The 15,391-nt window shown below is 64.8% G+C and carries 14 protein-coding genes; 13 read left to right on the plus strand and 1 reads right to left on the minus strand.

Annotated features, from left to right (window positions below):
- The first annotated feature begins 121 nt into the window (after positions 1-121).
- The 12 genes from LTT66_RS32780 (at position 122) to LTT66_RS32835 (ending at position 12,771) form a co-directional block, all read left to right on the plus strand.
- Positions 122-1,078, plus strand: coding sequence for an MlaD family protein (locus LTT66_RS32780; RefSeq protein WP_233062380.1), 957 nt, complete (start codon positions 122-124; stop codon positions 1,076-1,078).
- Entirely contained in the window at positions 1,075-2,082 is a 1,008-nt protein-coding gene (locus tag LTT66_RS32785; protein WP_233062381.1) for an MlaD family protein, read from the plus strand. Before LTT66_RS32780 ends, LTT66_RS32785 begins: the two co-directional genes overlap by 4 nt.
- Positions 2,070-3,110: an MlaD family protein gene (locus LTT66_RS32790; RefSeq protein ID WP_233062382.1), complete on the plus strand. Its 1,041-nt coding sequence runs from the start codon at positions 2,070-2,072 to the stop codon at positions 3,108-3,110. The genes LTT66_RS32785 and LTT66_RS32790 overlap by 13 nt, the downstream gene beginning before the upstream one ends.
- Positions 3,111-3,193: 83 nt before the next feature.
- Positions 3,194-4,213, plus strand: a complete 1,020-nt coding sequence (locus LTT66_RS32795; RefSeq protein WP_233062383.1) for an MlaD family protein — start codon at positions 3,194-3,196, stop codon at positions 4,211-4,213.
- Positions 4,210-5,265: an MlaD family protein gene (locus LTT66_RS32800; RefSeq protein ID WP_233062384.1), complete on the plus strand. Its 1,056-nt coding sequence runs from the start codon at positions 4,210-4,212 to the stop codon at positions 5,263-5,265. The genes LTT66_RS32795 and LTT66_RS32800 overlap by 4 nt, the downstream gene beginning before the upstream one ends.
- Positions 5,262-6,230 carry an MlaD family protein gene (locus tag LTT66_RS32805; RefSeq protein ID WP_233062385.1) on the plus strand — a complete coding sequence of 323 codons (969 nt, stop codon included), beginning with the start codon at positions 5,262-5,264 and terminating at the stop codon, positions 6,228-6,230. The genes LTT66_RS32800 and LTT66_RS32805 overlap by 4 nt, the downstream gene beginning before the upstream one ends.
- Positions 6,231-6,268: 38 nt before the next feature.
- On the plus strand, positions 6,269-6,886 hold the full coding sequence (locus LTT66_RS32810) for a hypothetical protein (protein ID WP_233062386.1): 618 nt from the start codon (positions 6,269-6,271) through the stop codon (positions 6,884-6,886).
- A gap of 112 nt (positions 6,887-6,998) precedes the next feature.
- Positions 6,999-8,048, plus strand: coding sequence for an alpha/beta fold hydrolase (locus LTT66_RS32815; protein WP_233062387.1), 1,050 nt, complete (start codon positions 6,999-7,001; stop codon positions 8,046-8,048).
- On the plus strand, positions 8,045-8,941 hold the full coding sequence (locus LTT66_RS32820; RefSeq protein ID WP_233062388.1) for an alpha/beta fold hydrolase: 897 nt from the start codon (positions 8,045-8,047) through the stop codon (positions 8,939-8,941). The genes LTT66_RS32815 and LTT66_RS32820 overlap by 4 nt, the downstream gene beginning before the upstream one ends.
- Complete coding sequence (locus tag LTT66_RS32825; protein ID WP_233062389.1) at positions 8,938-10,518, plus strand: FAD-dependent oxidoreductase; 1,581 nt, start codon at positions 8,938-8,940, stop codon at positions 10,516-10,518. Before LTT66_RS32820 ends, LTT66_RS32825 begins: the two co-directional genes overlap by 4 nt.
- A gap of 188 nt (positions 10,519-10,706) precedes the next feature.
- The gene (locus tag LTT66_RS32830; protein ID WP_233062390.1) at positions 10,707-10,919 is read left to right on the plus strand and encodes a hypothetical protein; all 213 of its coding nucleotides are present in this window, start codon (positions 10,707-10,709) and stop codon (positions 10,917-10,919) included.
- Between the two features lie 535 nt (positions 10,920-11,454).
- Positions 11,455-12,771, plus strand: coding sequence for an MFS transporter (locus LTT66_RS32835; RefSeq protein WP_233069479.1), 1,317 nt, complete (start codon positions 11,455-11,457; stop codon positions 12,769-12,771).
- On the opposite strand, the gene LTT66_RS32840 is transcribed toward LTT66_RS32835, so the two are convergent.
- Positions 12,772-13,077 carry a hypothetical protein gene (locus LTT66_RS32840; RefSeq protein ID WP_233062391.1) on the minus strand — a complete coding sequence of 102 codons (306 nt, stop codon included), beginning with the start codon at positions 13,075-13,077 and terminating at the stop codon, positions 12,772-12,774.
- A gap of 696 nt (positions 13,078-13,773) precedes the next feature.
- Here LTT66_RS32840 and LTT66_RS32845 point away from each other — a divergent pair.
- A complete protein-coding gene (locus LTT66_RS32845) occupies positions 13,774-15,372 on the plus strand; it encodes a bifunctional 3-(3-hydroxy-phenyl)propionate/3-hydroxycinnamic acid hydroxylase (RefSeq protein ID WP_233062392.1) in 1,599 nt (532 codons plus the stop codon).
- The last annotated feature ends 19 nt before the right edge of the window (positions 15,373-15,391 follow it).

Consider the following 15,391-nt stretch of genomic DNA (forward strand, 5'->3'; position numbering starts at 1 on the left):
ATTGCCGGGTACCGCGATCACCGCGAAGTCAGCACGACGGACAGGTGTGCTCGCATGCGCCGTCGCCGCGGTCGTCGCTGCGGTGTGGGTTGGGCATCACGCGGTGCGTGTGGACGCTCGAATGGCAGTCACGCTGCGCACCGAGCAGATCGGCGACGGCGTGGTCACCGGAGCTCGGGTGCGGCTGGACGGGGTGGCTATCGGCGCGGTCACCGGCATAAGCAGTGTCGGAGGCGGGCAGCAGCAGATCACTCTGCGGCTGGACGGCTCTCAACTGACCGGACTCACCGACGCCCTCGTCATCGACTACGCGCCGTCGAACCTCTTCGGTATCAGCGAGATCGAATTGCGTCGCGGCCAGGGTGGCGCCCCGTTGCGGGAGGGAGCGACCATCGACCTCACCGGTGCGGCGGCGTTCCGAGTCACCGATGTCACGATGGGCACACTGATCCGGTCACTGGGACAGACCACCGACCAGGTACTGACACCGGAACTCACCGGCGTTCTGACCGAGCTCGCCACCGATGCCAAGGCATTCACGCCGATGCTGGAGGCCATCGTGATGTTGGGGCGAGCGGTGGCCGATACCCAGCGATACGATCCGTCGTTCCTGATCGGCCAGTATGCTTCGACCCTGTACGGGACGGCCGAATTCGCGGGCGCCACTGTCGACCTGCTCGACCACATCAACAACATCGAAGTTCTGCGCACCGACCAGCCGCTCTTCGATGCCGGTGTCACCCTGCTCACCGACGACCTGTTTCCCGCGCTCACGAACTTGGGCCACGTCGGGCAGCGGCACTACACCGGCTACAGCGACATGCTGACGCCATTGCTGAGCATCACCGCCCAGATGGTGCCGACCCCGCAAAAGTCGAGTGCGGAGCTGCGAGCCATTCTGGAACGCATCGACAATTCGTTCGTCGACACCCCTGAGGGACCTGTTCTCCAGCTCGAACTCACCCTGCGTGGATTTCCCGTACTAGCCTCCCCGCTGCTTGGCTTCCCTGGGGTCGGTGCGGCGCTCGCGCCACCCGCACCGGCCGAGCCGGCAGCGATTCCGGGAGGTACTCGATGAAATCGATCGCCCACATAATCCTGCGTCTGGCGGCATTCGCGGTGGTGATGGCGGCCCTCTTGGCCCTCGTCGTGGCGGCAATCCAGCGCCCGGTAGCCGGGAGTACCGACACGTTCCGAGTGATCTTCACCGATGCCAACGGCTTGAAACCCGGTGACGACGTCCGCATGTACGGAGTGCAGGTTGGCAAGGTCGAGGCGATCGCCTTGGATCAGGGGCAGGCCTCGGTACGAGTGACCGTCCAACGCGACCACGCGGTGTACGAGGCGAGCACATTCGCGATCCGGTACCAAACGCTGACCGGCCAGCGGTATGTCGACGTGCGCCAGCCGACCACGCCGGGCCCGAAACTGGCGACCGGCGTGACCGTTCCGCCCGAGCGCACGATCCCCTCTTTCGACATCACTACGTTGTTCAACGGACTGCAACCGGTTCTCCGGGAATTCTCGCCCAGCGCACTCAACCAGTTCGCCGAGAGCGTCCTAGCCGTGATCGAGGGCAACGGCACCGGGTTGGGGCCCGCGCTGGACGCGGTGGAGCAGCTCAGCCGTTACGCCGTCGACAGGCAGACCCTGATCTCCACGCTCGTCCGCAACCTGCACATCATCGACGACCGTATCGGCGGCAAGTCGCCCTACCTGGAAGACCTGATCCAGGGCCTGACCGACCTGTTCTCCGTGCTGGAGGACAAGCTGAACGGTCTGGTCGACTACGCACTCGCCGCACCACCCGTGCTCGGCCCCATCGACGATTTGCTCGCGACGCTCGGGTTCACCCCCGAAACCAATCCGGATCTCGACAATGCCCTGCGCGCGGCGTTTCCCGACCCACAGTCGGCGGTGGAGGTGCTGGGCAAACTTCCCAGCCTCCTGCAGTCGCTGGAGGTGCTACTGCCGAAAACCGGGCCCGAAATGAACACCAGTTGCTCGAAAGGAGTCGCCGCGATGCCAGCGCAACTGCGGGTATTTATCGGCGGCCAAAGGATCGCCCTATGCAACCGCTGAACAAACTGCCGCGCGGACGACTTCGATTCCGTGGCGATAGACCCGTTGCCGAGGACCGGACGTTACGCCGACGGGAGCTGCGGCTCGGCTTGATCGGCGCGGCAACGGTGGTGTCGGTGCTGGCTGCCTGCGGAATCTTGTACGCGCTACCGCTGGGCAAGGTGGAATACCGAGCCGACCTGAGCGAGTCCGGAGCCATCCGTCCCGGTGAGGACGTGCGCGTGGCGGGGATCAACGTGGGCACCGTCGAATCGCTGGAATTGCACGACGATCGAGTGCACATGGTTTTCACGGTGGACAGCGATGTGTTCGTCGGTGATCAGTCGACCCTGGACATTCGCATGTTGACCATAGCCGGCGGCCACTTCGTCGCACTGACGCCCGCGGGATCGAAGCCACTGGGCAAGAAAGTGATCGCCAAAGACCGCGTACGGCTGCCGTACACGCTCGGTCAGGCATTCCAAGACGCGATCACCCCGTTGCGGGAGGTCGACGGGGAGGTTCTCCGGGACAACCTCGGCCAATTGCAGGCAGCATTGGTGGAAAGCCCGGACGGCCTGCGGCAGCTGGGACGAGCGGTGGATTCCGTCGTCGACATCCTCCACCAACAGAATATGGATGTCTCTCGCGCACTGGCGGTTTCCCAGGAATACCTGAGCAGGATCAGCGGCAATACCGCGTTGTACGGCCGGCTCAACAGCAAGCTCAACTTGACCACCGACATCCTCGTCGACAAGCGCGCCGAGCTACGAGTGTCGTTGGCTCTGCTGGCGCGGTTGCTGTCGCGCATCGCGGCAGCCGAACCCGCCTACGGCCACACGATGAAGCCGATGCTGGACGAACTCGCGGAGGCGATTCCGGGGCTCGAGCGGCTCACCGATCGCCTCGATCAGGTCATCGACTCCGTCCAGAGCATCGGTCAGCAGCTACAGCAGATCGCCGGACCAGACGGATACGCCGTCGATCAATCGAAGGCGACCGTCTCCGCGCCCGCACTGTGCATCCCCGTGCCCGGGAGGTCGTGCTGATGCGACGACTTCTCGCGTCCCGTGGATTCATGTCGGTCACGACCGTTCTGGTCCTGCTCGGGGTCTGCGCCGCCGCCTACCTCGTGCTGACCGGAGCCGGTAAGTCGATGCGCTCGTACTGCGCGATGATGCCGGATGCGGTGGGCCTATACCAGGGCAGCCATGTCACAATGCTGGGGATCCCGGTCGGCTCGGTGACTCGGATCGAGCCGTCCGGTGATGGCGTTCGTGTCGATTTCACGGTCGAAGCCGATCACCCCCTGCGCGGCGACGTATCAGCGGTGACGCTGTCCGACACACTCGTCGCCGATCGCAACCTCGCCATTCTCTCCGAGCCGAGACCGGCGCCCGAGTGGGGCGCAGGCCGGTGCATCACCCGGTCTCTCACTCCCAAGAGTATGACCGAGACGTTGAACGCCTTGTCGAAGCTTGCCACCGAGCTGAGCACGCCGGACGACCCGGGCAAACGGGACACAGTGAGCGCAGGACTGTCGGCTCTGGACACCGCCGTGTCGGGCACCGGCCCCGCGCTCAACGAGTTGATCTTCAAACTAGGCGATGCGCTGGAATCGCCGGACGCGGCCATCGGACGCATCGGTGAACTGATAGACGCGATCAGCAAACTCGGCGCGGTACTGAAGAACAACTGGGGCGATCTGGAACATATGCTGACGCGACTCGGCGGAATGCTGGATCAGGCCAATAGCGAGGTGATCGCACCGTTCATCGAAATCGTCGATGGACTGCGAGTGATCCTGCCCTGGTTCAACGACATCACCACCACGTTCGGGCAGCCGCTGCTGAACGTCGTGCACGCGACGGTCCCGTTGGTCCGCTGGGCCGGCGCCAATGTCGCGACGCTCGAACAACTCGTCAACATGATCCCTGCGCTGACCGATGCCTTCCAGCGGTCCGTCGATCCGAGTACCGGCCAGGCCGCACTCTCCTACGCTCCACCGAAAGTCGCTCTCGACCGAGCGGATGCCGAACAAGTGTGCTCGGCGATCGACGCGACACTCCCCGGCCGCTGCCGAAGCATTGAAAACGGTTTGGTCACAATCGATCTGGTACCGCTGGTGCTGGCTCTGGCAGGTGCACGATGAGGGGTCGGAGCGGATCGAAAGGCGCGACGAGACTGATCGCCCTTGTTATCGCAGCTGCCACGCTCGGCGGTTGTGCCTTCGATCCGTCGGCCATCACGATCCCCGGCGCGGGCCGCGGCGAGGCATACCGCGTGCATGTCGAATTCGCCAATGCCCTCAACCTGCCCGCACGGGCGAAGGTGATGGCCAACGGCGTACAGGTGGGTGATCTGGCGGCAGTGACGGTGGTCGACCCCACGGCAACGGTTCCCGGCCATGTGATCGCGGATCTCGACATCGACCGAGGGGTGGAACTGCCGGCGCGCACGACCGCGCAATTACGGCAGAACACCCTGTTGGGGGACGTCTTCATCGAGCTGACCACACCGCCGGACGGATTCGACGACACTCTGGCCGACGGCGGCGGCATACCGATCGCGCAGACGAAACCACCTGTGCAAGTGGAAGACGTGATGGCCGGCCTTGCGACGTTTGTCCAGGGCGGTGCGGTCCACCATTTCCAGGACCTGGTGAACCGCATGAACGCGGTGCTGCCGCAACAACCTCCCGACACAGCCCGCATCGCGCAGGTCATCGGTGCCGACTTCGAAGACGTTGCCCGGCATCTCGATGAGGTGGACCGCTTCCTCGACGGAATGGAGGCCGATACGGCGATGGCGCTGGACCGCGATCGAGCGTTGCGTGGACTGCTGAGCGAGCAAGGTACGACCCACGTCACCTCAGCACTGAAGTCGTTGATCCTCATCCTGGGGGTGGCGGGCGTCATGGGCGATCTCGTCCACTCCTTCGCCTGGATGACCTCGCTGATGACAGCGGGCGATGGCGCCGCAAAAGCCCTGATGCCGCTGCTGTTCACCAACCGGCCGCTGGACCTGAACGCGCCGTCGAATCTCAATCGAATCGTGTCGCTCATCCGAGATCAGATCATTCCGTTCGCCGAGCACGGCGCGAAGGTGAACATCACCCGCATCGACGCCGGGACCGGCATCCCCGCCGACGAACAGACCAGCCGGATCATCGACACCCTGCGCATGATCGGAGCCGTGCGATGACATCACGAGTTCGGGGCCCGGCGGTGTCGCTGGGCAGCCTCGCGGCCGTGTTACTCCTCGGCCTCGCCTACCTCACCTTCGATGTCGTCGGTGTCGACTGGTTCACCAGATACTCCACACTGACTATGACACTGACCAACTCGGGCAGCCTCGGCCCGCGCTCGCCGGTCCTTTTGTCCGGCGTCCGCGTCGGCGAGATCGTCTCCGTGCGTAACGAAAACAGCGGTGTCCAGGTCGGCATGCGCGTGCGGGACGACTACCGTATCCCGGTCGCCAGCACGGTGACCATCGAAAACCTCTCCGCGCTGGGCGAACCGCAGGTCCGATTCACTCCCGTCCAAGGCGGCGACGGACCGTATCTGCGCGACGGACAGCACATCAACACCGCGGCCATCCGTACGCCGACCTCGATACCGGAGGTCGCTCGCCAAGTAACCCATCTGATGGAACAATCAGACCCGCAGGCACTCGAAGACATCGTCGAGACTTTCGCCCAGGGGCTGGCCGGCACCGACGCCGTCCTCCCGCGGCTCGCCCGGTCGACCTCCCTGCTGGCCGCGACCCTGCTGGCCCGAACCGATGCGATCCGAGCCATGCTGGTCGACCTTCAGGCATTGGGCGGGGACATGGACTGGACCGGTCCGGCGATGAGCGCGGCCGCGCCGGGCTGGACACAAATCGGCGCCTCCATGAACGACCTCGCGCGAGCCATCGAGAGGTACGTCCGGATCGGCACCGTGCCGGACATGTACGTAGAGGGAAACGGCGTCATACCGTTCGCCGGTCAACTCACCCGGTATCTGGATGAGATGGGCCCGGACCTCGCCCGGTTGGTGCCCGTGCTCACCCCAGCAGCCGCGCAGGCTACTGGGCAGCTGAGCCGCGTCGACCTCAGCGCGCTGATTTCGCAAGCACTCGCCGAAACCGGGGACGGCGTCGTGCGCTTGCAGATCAACGTCAAATAGCGGACCGCACAGATCGAAACAACACCGCAGGAGTGCACATGACCACCGAGACCAACGACCGAATCGGCGAGGAAACGACAATCGACCGGCCTGCACAGGCAAGCGACCGATCCGTAGCGGCTGGGCGGGCATCGTGGACGGTGTCGATACGGCCGTCCGGAATCGCACTCGCAGCCGCGTTCATCGCCGTCGTAACGGCGATGGGCGTCTTCGCTGCTCTGTGGCTTTCGACTCGTGACCAGCTCAGCGACCGCGATGCCGCAGCGGCCGCCGACCGCCGTGCCGAGCAGGTCGCCACGGATTACGCGGTCGGCGCTTCCACCATCAACTTCCAGGACTACAACGCGTGGGTCACCAAACTCAAGGCGAATACCAGCGCGCCACTGGCGAGCAAATTCGACGCCACCGCTCCGAAACTGCAGGAGATCCTGGTGCCGTTGAAATGGTCCTCGACCGCCACGCCGATCAGTGCCGTCGTCGCCTCCGAGAACGGCGGCGTGTACAGGGTGAACGTCTTCTTGAACGTCAACTCCACCAACGCCCAGACGCCCGATGGAGGCCAGACGACGGTGACCTACAACGTCACCGTCGATTCGGGCGCGGGATGGAAGATCACCGATGTCGGCGGTATGGAGGGCGCTCTGCCGTTGAAATGACCGCTGCTGAACCGTAGCCGAGTCGGATCGGTCCGGTACCGGTTTCGAGGCGCTCGGCCGGGGGGCATACACAGCGCGTCGGCGTCTTCCTCATCGATCAGGCGCAGCGCGGTTGTCACGATCCGATCGAACGAACCTGTGGGCGGCCGGGGGAGCGTCGGCCAATGGTCTCAGTGGCGTCGGAATCGGTGGTGGGCACGCGCGCGCATTATCCCGGATCGGTGGTCCAGACGGCCTCGGCAATAACAGTCACAATGTTGCCGCAACTCTTGACCAGAGGTCATATATCGGCAACGCTGTAACCATTATGAGTAGAGTAGTAGCTGTCGATGACTACATCGATCCTGATTCGCGCTTCGTGAGCGTCGAAGGTCAGAACGTTCATTACAAGCGGTCGGGGACGGGGCGATCGGTGCTGCTCCTGCACGGCAGCGGCTCCTCGCTGCACTGTTTCGACCAGGTGGCCGCGACCCTGTCGTCGTCTTTCGACGTGATTCGCCCTGACCTGCCCGGATTCGGCCTCACGGGTCCGCGCCCCGACCGCGACTACCGGGTCCAGACATACGCCAAGACGGTCGCCGCCTTCTTGAATGCCCTCGGAGTGGTCGATGCTTCGGTGGTGGGCAACTCCCTCGGCGGCAACATCGCCTGGAATTTCGCACTGGATTACCCCCAGCGTGTAGATCGGCTCGTGTTGATCAACGCCACCGGCTACCCGGGCAAGTCGCTACCGCTGGCGCTGCGGCTGGCCCGTAATCCGATCGGTCGGGTGTTGTTGCCCCGCTTGGCTTCTCGGTCGGCCACTGCACGCAATCTGCGCTCGGCGGTCGGATCACGATCGTCGGTGGTGGACGACGAGATGATCGACCGGGTCTACGCGATGCTGACCAGGCCCGGCAACCAACAGGCGTTCATCGACTTCGCCAATACCGACCAGATCGACCGCACAGCCGAGATCCCGACCATCGCTGTGCCCACCCTCGTGTTGCGTAGCGCGTCTATCGACGGCCAGCACTTCACCCGCGATATCCCTGGCAGCCACGAACGAGTGCACCCCGGTGGCGGCCACCTGCTCCCCGATGAAGATCCGGCGTGGGTGGCAGGCGCGGTGTTGGATTTCTTGACCACCGAGGTGGCCGCACAGCCGAAGGAACAACGATGAAGTACTTCGTGGCCCGCGGCGAGACACGTCGCTTGGACGGGCCTACCAGAGGCGAGCTGCGCGGTGAGTTCCTCCGATGCGGCGATGGGATCACTCACTACGAGCTGAGCGGGCCCGCCGAGGCAGAGACCGTTGTCTTCGCGGGCGGTCTCACTGTCCCCCTGTTCTACTGGGACGAACTCGTGGCCGAACTGCACCGGCGCGGATTCCGCACCCTTACCTACAGCGCTTACGGCCGGGGCTATTCCGATCGCGTGGAGGCACGCTACGACGAGGCGCTGTTCGTGCGGCAACTCACCGACCTGACCGAGCGTCTGGATTTGTCCGAGCCATACCACCTCGTCGGAACTTCGATGGGTGCGCTGGTGAGCATGGCGTTCGCCGACCAGCACGTCGACCGGTTGGCTACCTTGACATTGGCGGGCCCCGCTGGGTTGCAGCCGGCACCTGCCGCCGCTCGGCTGTTGCGCCACGATTTCGTGGGAACCGTCCTGGCCAAGAGTCTGGGCAGCAGAATGCTCGACCGGCACCTCTCGCACAACGTGCGCGATCCACAGCAGTCCGCGCCACTCACCGCGATGGTGCGGGAGTGCTACCAGTTCGAAGGCTCGATCTACGCGTTGGCTGCCACGATCGCCGACTTTCCGCTCGGCGGCCGCCAGGACCTCTACCGGCGAACCGGACACCTGCCCGTGCCGCGGATGCTGCTGTGGGGCGACCAAGACCAGGTCACTCCTATCACGAACTACGACGAGGTGTGCGCGCTGCTGGCGCCCACCGAGTCACACATCTTCTCGCCGTGCGGGCACATGGTCCCCTACGAGGAACCCGCCCGAATGAGTTCCCGATTCGCCGCTTTCGTCGACGCCGCCAAGAAAGGGACGCACCGATGACGACCCAGCCCACCACCGATATCGTCGATGTCCTTGTCGTCGGCGGCGGACCGACCGGCACCGCCTTGGCGATCGATCTGACCCGTCGCGGACGGACGGTGCGGATCATCGACAAGGCCGCGCACGCCTTCGAGGGTTCGCGAGCGAAGGGAGTCCAGCCGCGCACCCTGGAAGTGTTCGAAGACCTCGGCGTCCTCGATGGCATTCGCGCCGGCGGAGCCGACTACCCGCTGCTGGGTATCCATGCGGGTCCGTTGAACATTCCTTGGCGCATGATCTCGCATGCCGACGTGAGCTCGGATGTGCCGCATCCGAATACGTGGTTGATCCCCCAGTTCCGCACCGACGCCGCACTGCGCGCCGGCCTGTGGCGGCTGGGCGTGTCCGTCGAATCCAACTGCGAACTGGTCGGATTCGAACAGTATCCGGATGCGGTCGTGGCGACGGTTTCCGGTCTTGACGGTGTGACCGAGATCGGCGCTCGTTACCTGGTCGGTGCCGACGGTGGGGCCAGCACGGTCCGGAAAACCGCGGGCATCGGCTTCGAGGGAACAACGGACGAAGCCGATCGGGTGATCATCGCCGACGCCGTGGTGGACGGCCTTTCCCGGGACCGCTGGCATGTGTGGCCGCGTCCGGGTGGCCGGTTCGTCGGCGCGTGTCCGCTGCCGCATTCCGATCGGTTTCAGGTGATGATCCGTCTGCGCCCCGATGAGGAGCCCGATCTCGACGAGGACAGCCTGAACGCTCGCATCCGCAAGCAGACCGGCGACAAACACATCCGCTTGTCGCATGTCAGCTGGAAGTCGGTGTTCCGCCCCAACATTCGCCTGGCTGAACGCTACCGTTCGGGACGGGTGTTCGTCGCCGGTGACGCCGCTCATGTCCATCCCCCCACGGGTGCGCAAGGACTGAACACCGGTGTGCAGGACGCCTACAACCTGGGCTGGAAACTCAGTCAAGTGCTCGCCGGTGCGCCCGACAGCCTGCTCGACACCTACGAAGCCGAGCGTCAGCCGATCGCGGCCGGGGTCTTGGGCTTGTCGATCGAGAAGTATCAGGGTCTGTCCAAGCTCGACCCGTCGTCCATCAAACGCGGTGATGACGAACGCCAGCTGGGCCTCCATTACCGCGGCGGACCCCTGGCGGCGGATGATGCCCAACGAACCGCGACGCTGCGGGTGGGCGATCGCGCGCCGGATGCGAGGCTGCTCAGCACGACAGGGGGATCGCGACGGCTGTTCGATCTCTTCGCCGGACCGCACTTCACCGCGATCGCCTACGGTTCCGCGGCGGCTGAGGACCTGGCCGCACTGCCGTGGCCCGCGAAGGGCGCGGAGCTGAAACGGGTCACCGTCGACAGTGGTGATCAGGCGGATGTGGTCCTCGCCGACATCACCGAGTCCTTTGCTCGGATCTATGGCCTGACCGACTCCACCCTGCTGCTGATCCGCCCCGACGGTTACATCGGCTCGATCGCCACCACCGATCGGCTCGCGCGCACACTGAAATCCATCATTGCGATGACCCCGGCGGTCGGATCCCCGGTGACACAGACCATCGGGAGGGAGGAGTGAACCGCGGCGGTTCACCCGTCCTGGTGGGCTCGGCCATGGACGAGAGGTGCACGGTAATCGCTGCGGTGACATCCTGTGTGGCACGGACACCTCGCCGACCTGACGAGGTTCGGATTTCGAAGGCCCGACCAAGGTCCGGCTGCCGCCGTCGGCGTTGCTGAGGGCGCGTTCATGAGATCGGAAATGCGATGTTGTGGCACCTGATGGTCGACTTCGGTCTGGGTTCCCCCTTGCATTTCGTCGCCTCCCGCGAGGCGGCTGTAGCGTTCGCGCGGGAGGTGATCGAAAAGGGCTGGGCGCGGGCCGCCGCCGTCGATGACCGCGTGGATCACAGCTACCCGACGATGCCGTGCCAATTCCTGTATGCGCCACCGAGGCCGGATTCCGCGCGCATGTTCTGAAATACCCGGGAGGTCGATGCTGCCCGGCGCAGCGCTTCACCAGGCAGCCGTTCGAGCGGCGTCGGCCGATGCGCGTCGGCCCGAGGGCGCACCGCGAACTCGTCGAAGCGATCGCAGCCGGTGATGTGGACCGGCTGCGAGGCATCATCGAATGGCACAATTGCGCGGCCCGCGCCGACCGCGCGTTCAAGGTCACCAGAGCCATGATCGAGTGGCTTCCCGCACGCCCGGCTGGGCGCGGTGGATAAAGTACGGGCGGTCAGGCTTGCAGCAGCATGCGCAGTTGGCGCTCGCTCAGCGCGGGCCGACCGAGAACGAGCTGGCGATGCAGGATCCCGTCGACTACGGCGACAAGTCCATCGGCGCGGTCGGTAGCGCAGGATTGACCACTCGGTCGAGGGTGGTGAACCCTCCGCTCTCGAGGTGGTTTCGGCACCGAAGCGCGCGCCGTGCGACGCTTCGGTCTTCGCGGCCGCAGTGGCGCCGGTACCGCCCAGTAATATCGGACACACTGTTGCCGATCTAGTTGGACGGAATGATCTATAACGGCAACGATGTTGCCATTATGGTCACTCGATTAGCGGCGCACGCCGCCTTCCCCTTATACCCGCACCTCCCGAGCGCGCGCGAACCCCACTTCAGGTCGATGGTGCGGATCGGTTACGCCTTCGCCGTCGTCATGCTCGGCACGACCCTGCCGACGCCGCTGTACACGCTGTATGCCGCCCAGCTCGGGTTCTCCATCGGCATGTCCACCACAATTTTCGCCACCTACGCCGCCGGAGTCGTCGCGGCACTGATTCTGTTCGGCCGATGGTCGGACACGCTCGGACGTCGACCGCTGCTCATTGCCGGACTGGCCTGTTCCGCGGCCAGTTCCCTGGTCTTCCTCACTGCTGGGTCGGTGTGGCAGTTACTGGTCGGACGGGCGCTCTCGGGACTGTCGGCCGGCATCTTCACCGGTACCGCAACCGCCATGATCATCGAAGCCGCACCGGTGAAATGGAAAAGCCGAGTCACTACCGTCGCCGGAGTCGCAAATATCGGGGGATTGGGCATTGGGCCAACACTGTCGGGGGTGCTGGCGCAATACGTTCCGTGGCCACTGCACTGCGTCTTCGTTGTGCATCTGGCGATGATCGGTGTAGCCGCGCTCGCGATCGTGCATGTGAACGAGACCGTTGCGACGCCGCCTGGAACTCTGCTCACTATGCAGCGGCTGTCCATTCCGCCTCAGGCGCGGGGTGTGTTCACCCGCGCGGCACTCGCCGCATGCGCTGGTTTCTGCGTAATCGGTCTGTTCACGTCGGTCGTGCCGACGTTTCTGCGCGAATCTCTGCACGTTCACGACAAGGCCATGGTCGGCTTGCTGGTTTCCGCAGCGTTCGCCGCGTCCGCGGCCACCCAAGCGTTCACCAGGACGCTACCTGCCTCCAAGGCCATGATCCTCGGTTGTGTGGCCCTGATACTCGGCGCCGCGCTGCTCGCCGCAGCGTTGAGCACTCGGTCGGTGGTCATGCTCGGCGCGGCTGCGCTGGTTACCGGCCTCGGGCATGGCGCGAGCTTCGGCACGGGGCTCGGCGCGGTAGTGGAAGCGGCTCCTCAATCGCGGCGCGGCGAGATCGCCTCCGCCTATTTCGTCGTGGCCTACTTCGCGATTTCCGTTCCGATCCTGGGCGTCGGCTTCGCCGCCCAGCGCTGGAGCCCGTCCCGCATCGGCATCGTCTTCGGAGCAGTGGTCGCTGCCGTGGCCACAGTGGCGCTCCTCGGCACGATCTGCGCCGCCCGGCCCCGCGAGTCACCCGACCCGGCGACAACGCGTGACGCGAGGCTGCGATTCGAATCTGAGTGATCATTCGCGGCAGCGCCCCCGCCGAACGTGTCCGTGAGTCGTTTCTCGCCGAGGGCACCCGAGCACGCCGACGCCGCGCTTGAAGGAATCCGCCGATCCGGGATGCGGTGCGTCTTCAGCTTCTCGCCTTCGTTCGGCGATCACGAGCCGGATCCGTCGTAGGCCCACCCGGAAGACATCCATAGTCTCATCGACACCACCGGTGCAGCCGACGACGGATCGCTTGTCCGCCTCGCACTGGGCTATCACGTCGATGAGTATTTGTTCGAGCTTGCCCGCGACCTCGGTCTGCCCATGTTCGCGCATGTCAATGACACCAGCTGGGGCCATGTGCTCGAGCAGTTCGAGAAGGAGGGACTGATCGGGCCCTGGGTCACCTACATCCACTGCCTCGGTCTCGAAGACGCCACGGGGCGAACTATCGCACGGACCGGTGGCAAGGTGTCGGTCTCCGCGAGCGCTGAGCAATCGCTCGCCATGGTCAGTCGGCCTTGCAGACGGCCCTGGAGCACCGCATTCCGGAGAGTTTCGGCACGGTCACGGTGGGCATCGCACCTGTCGACTTCTTCTCCCAGATGCGTGCGGCCTTCGATTGGCAGCGCGGCCGCATCCACACGGCGAGACTCCTCGAGAGGTCGGGGCGGCCATCCGCGACGGAAACGGAAATCCCTACGCACTCGGGGTGCGCGAGCGGCCCAGGACCGAGGTCTGATCCGCTCGGTCGAGCAGACGCTCCATATCCTGACTGTATCGTCACTTAAGAAGAGTTCATCAGTCAAGCTGCACTGAGAATTTCCTCATGATTGACTATGGACAGGGGTCGTAGGCGATCGCCGTTGACACGGGGTAGAATAACGGCAACACTGTTGTCACTATGATAGATGTGCTCCACACCTCATCCCAGGTATCCGATCGGACACGGTCACTCGAACGTCCGGCGGCCGGCCTTGTAGGTCGTTCGAGAGTTACCGACATCCTTTTCACGGATTAGGGAAGGCTGTCGTGACGTTCGACGTTGCCGTGATAGGCCTGGGTCCGGTTGGGGAGCTGGCGGCGCTTCTGCTGGCACGCGCGGGGTTGACGGTGTTGGTCCTCGAGCGCGAGGCCGATGTGTATCCCAATCCGCGTGTCGGCGTTCTCGACGGAGAAGCGTTACGCACGCTTCAAAAGGCCGGAGTGTACGAGCGCACGGTTCCAGACATGCTCCTCGGAGCTGGCGCCCAGTGGGTGTCGGCTCGCGGCAAGGTTGTCGCGACGACGCTGCCGACGGAGAAAATCCAAGGGCATCCGTGGATGTCCGCGATCTACCAGCCGTTGCTGGACAAGCACCTTCGGGCGGCCCTCGCGGAGTATCCGGATGTCGATATCCGACTAGGTCACCGGCTCACCGGGTTGACCCAGGACGACGAAGTCGTCGAACTCACGTTTCGTGATGTCGACGGCGGGACAGGGAACGCGCGTGCACGCTTCGTTGTCGGGTGCGATGGCGCCAATAGCGCTACCCGGGAAGCGATCGGCGTCCAGCTCGTCGGATCCGCATACACCGACACCTGGCTGATCGTCGATGCGAAGCTGCCGGAGCCGGTCACCCATCTTCCGTATTTCCAGATGACACTGGACCCGGCGGCGCCCAGTCTGACCGGCCGGCTCGCCGCTGGTGGGCACCGCTGGGAACGCAAGGTGATGCCCTGGGAGGACCGCGACGAGATCCTTACCCCGCAGGCTGCGCGGCGGGTGATCGCTGAGGTTGCAGACCCCGACACCGCGGAGATCTTGCGCCATCTCATCTACACCTTCCGAGCCAAGAGCGCCGAGCACTGGCGGGTCGGACGGGTTTTGCTGTGCGGCGACGCTGCCCACCTGATGCCTCCGATGATCGGCCAGGGTCTGAATTCGGGAATCCGGGATGTCACGAACCTGACCTGGAAAATCGCGGCCGTGGTGAATGCCGGCGCGCCACTGCAGATACTCGACTCCTACGAGGTCGAGCGCCGTCCGCACGCCGACGCGATTACCGCAATGTCGGTCCGGGTCGGCCGTCTGGTCACTATGCAATCGCGGTGGGCGGCAATGATTCGCGACGTGGTGGGAGTGACGCTCCTGCGCCTCCCGCCGCTACGGGAACACGTTCGCCAAGGACGCTGGCGCCCGCCAGCCCGATACCGACGCGGTTTGCTGTTGGCACAACCGTCGCTGCGCTCGCCGGTTGGCCGCTTATTTCCCCAGCCGCTCGTGCGGACGTTCAGTGGAGCGGAGCGTCGACTCGATGATGTCGCGGGCTCTGGCTGGCGCATCATCGGCTGGGACACCGATCCACGCGAAGCGCTGTCGACACACGGCCGCCGCATCGCCGAAGACGTCCTGGGCGCGAACTACGTAACGCTGACCTTCCCGGGGCAGCGCCCCGTCCATCGTGGAGCGCCGACCCAGATCCTCGAAGACCTCCATGAGCTGGCCCGCCCATACTTCAGGCGGCAACCATTCGTCGTACTCCGCCCCGACCATTATGTCTGCGCGAATCCCTCGTCGACTGCGCTCGACAGCACCGTATGGAAGTTGGCGCAGCAGATCTCGAAGGCGCACACCGAGGCCCTGGGGTGAACCGCGTCTGGACAGCATT

It is taken from the genome of Nocardia gipuzkoensis (assembly GCF_021183645.1).
Lineage (GTDB): Bacteria > Actinomycetota > Actinomycetes > Mycobacteriales > Mycobacteriaceae > Nocardia > Nocardia abscessus.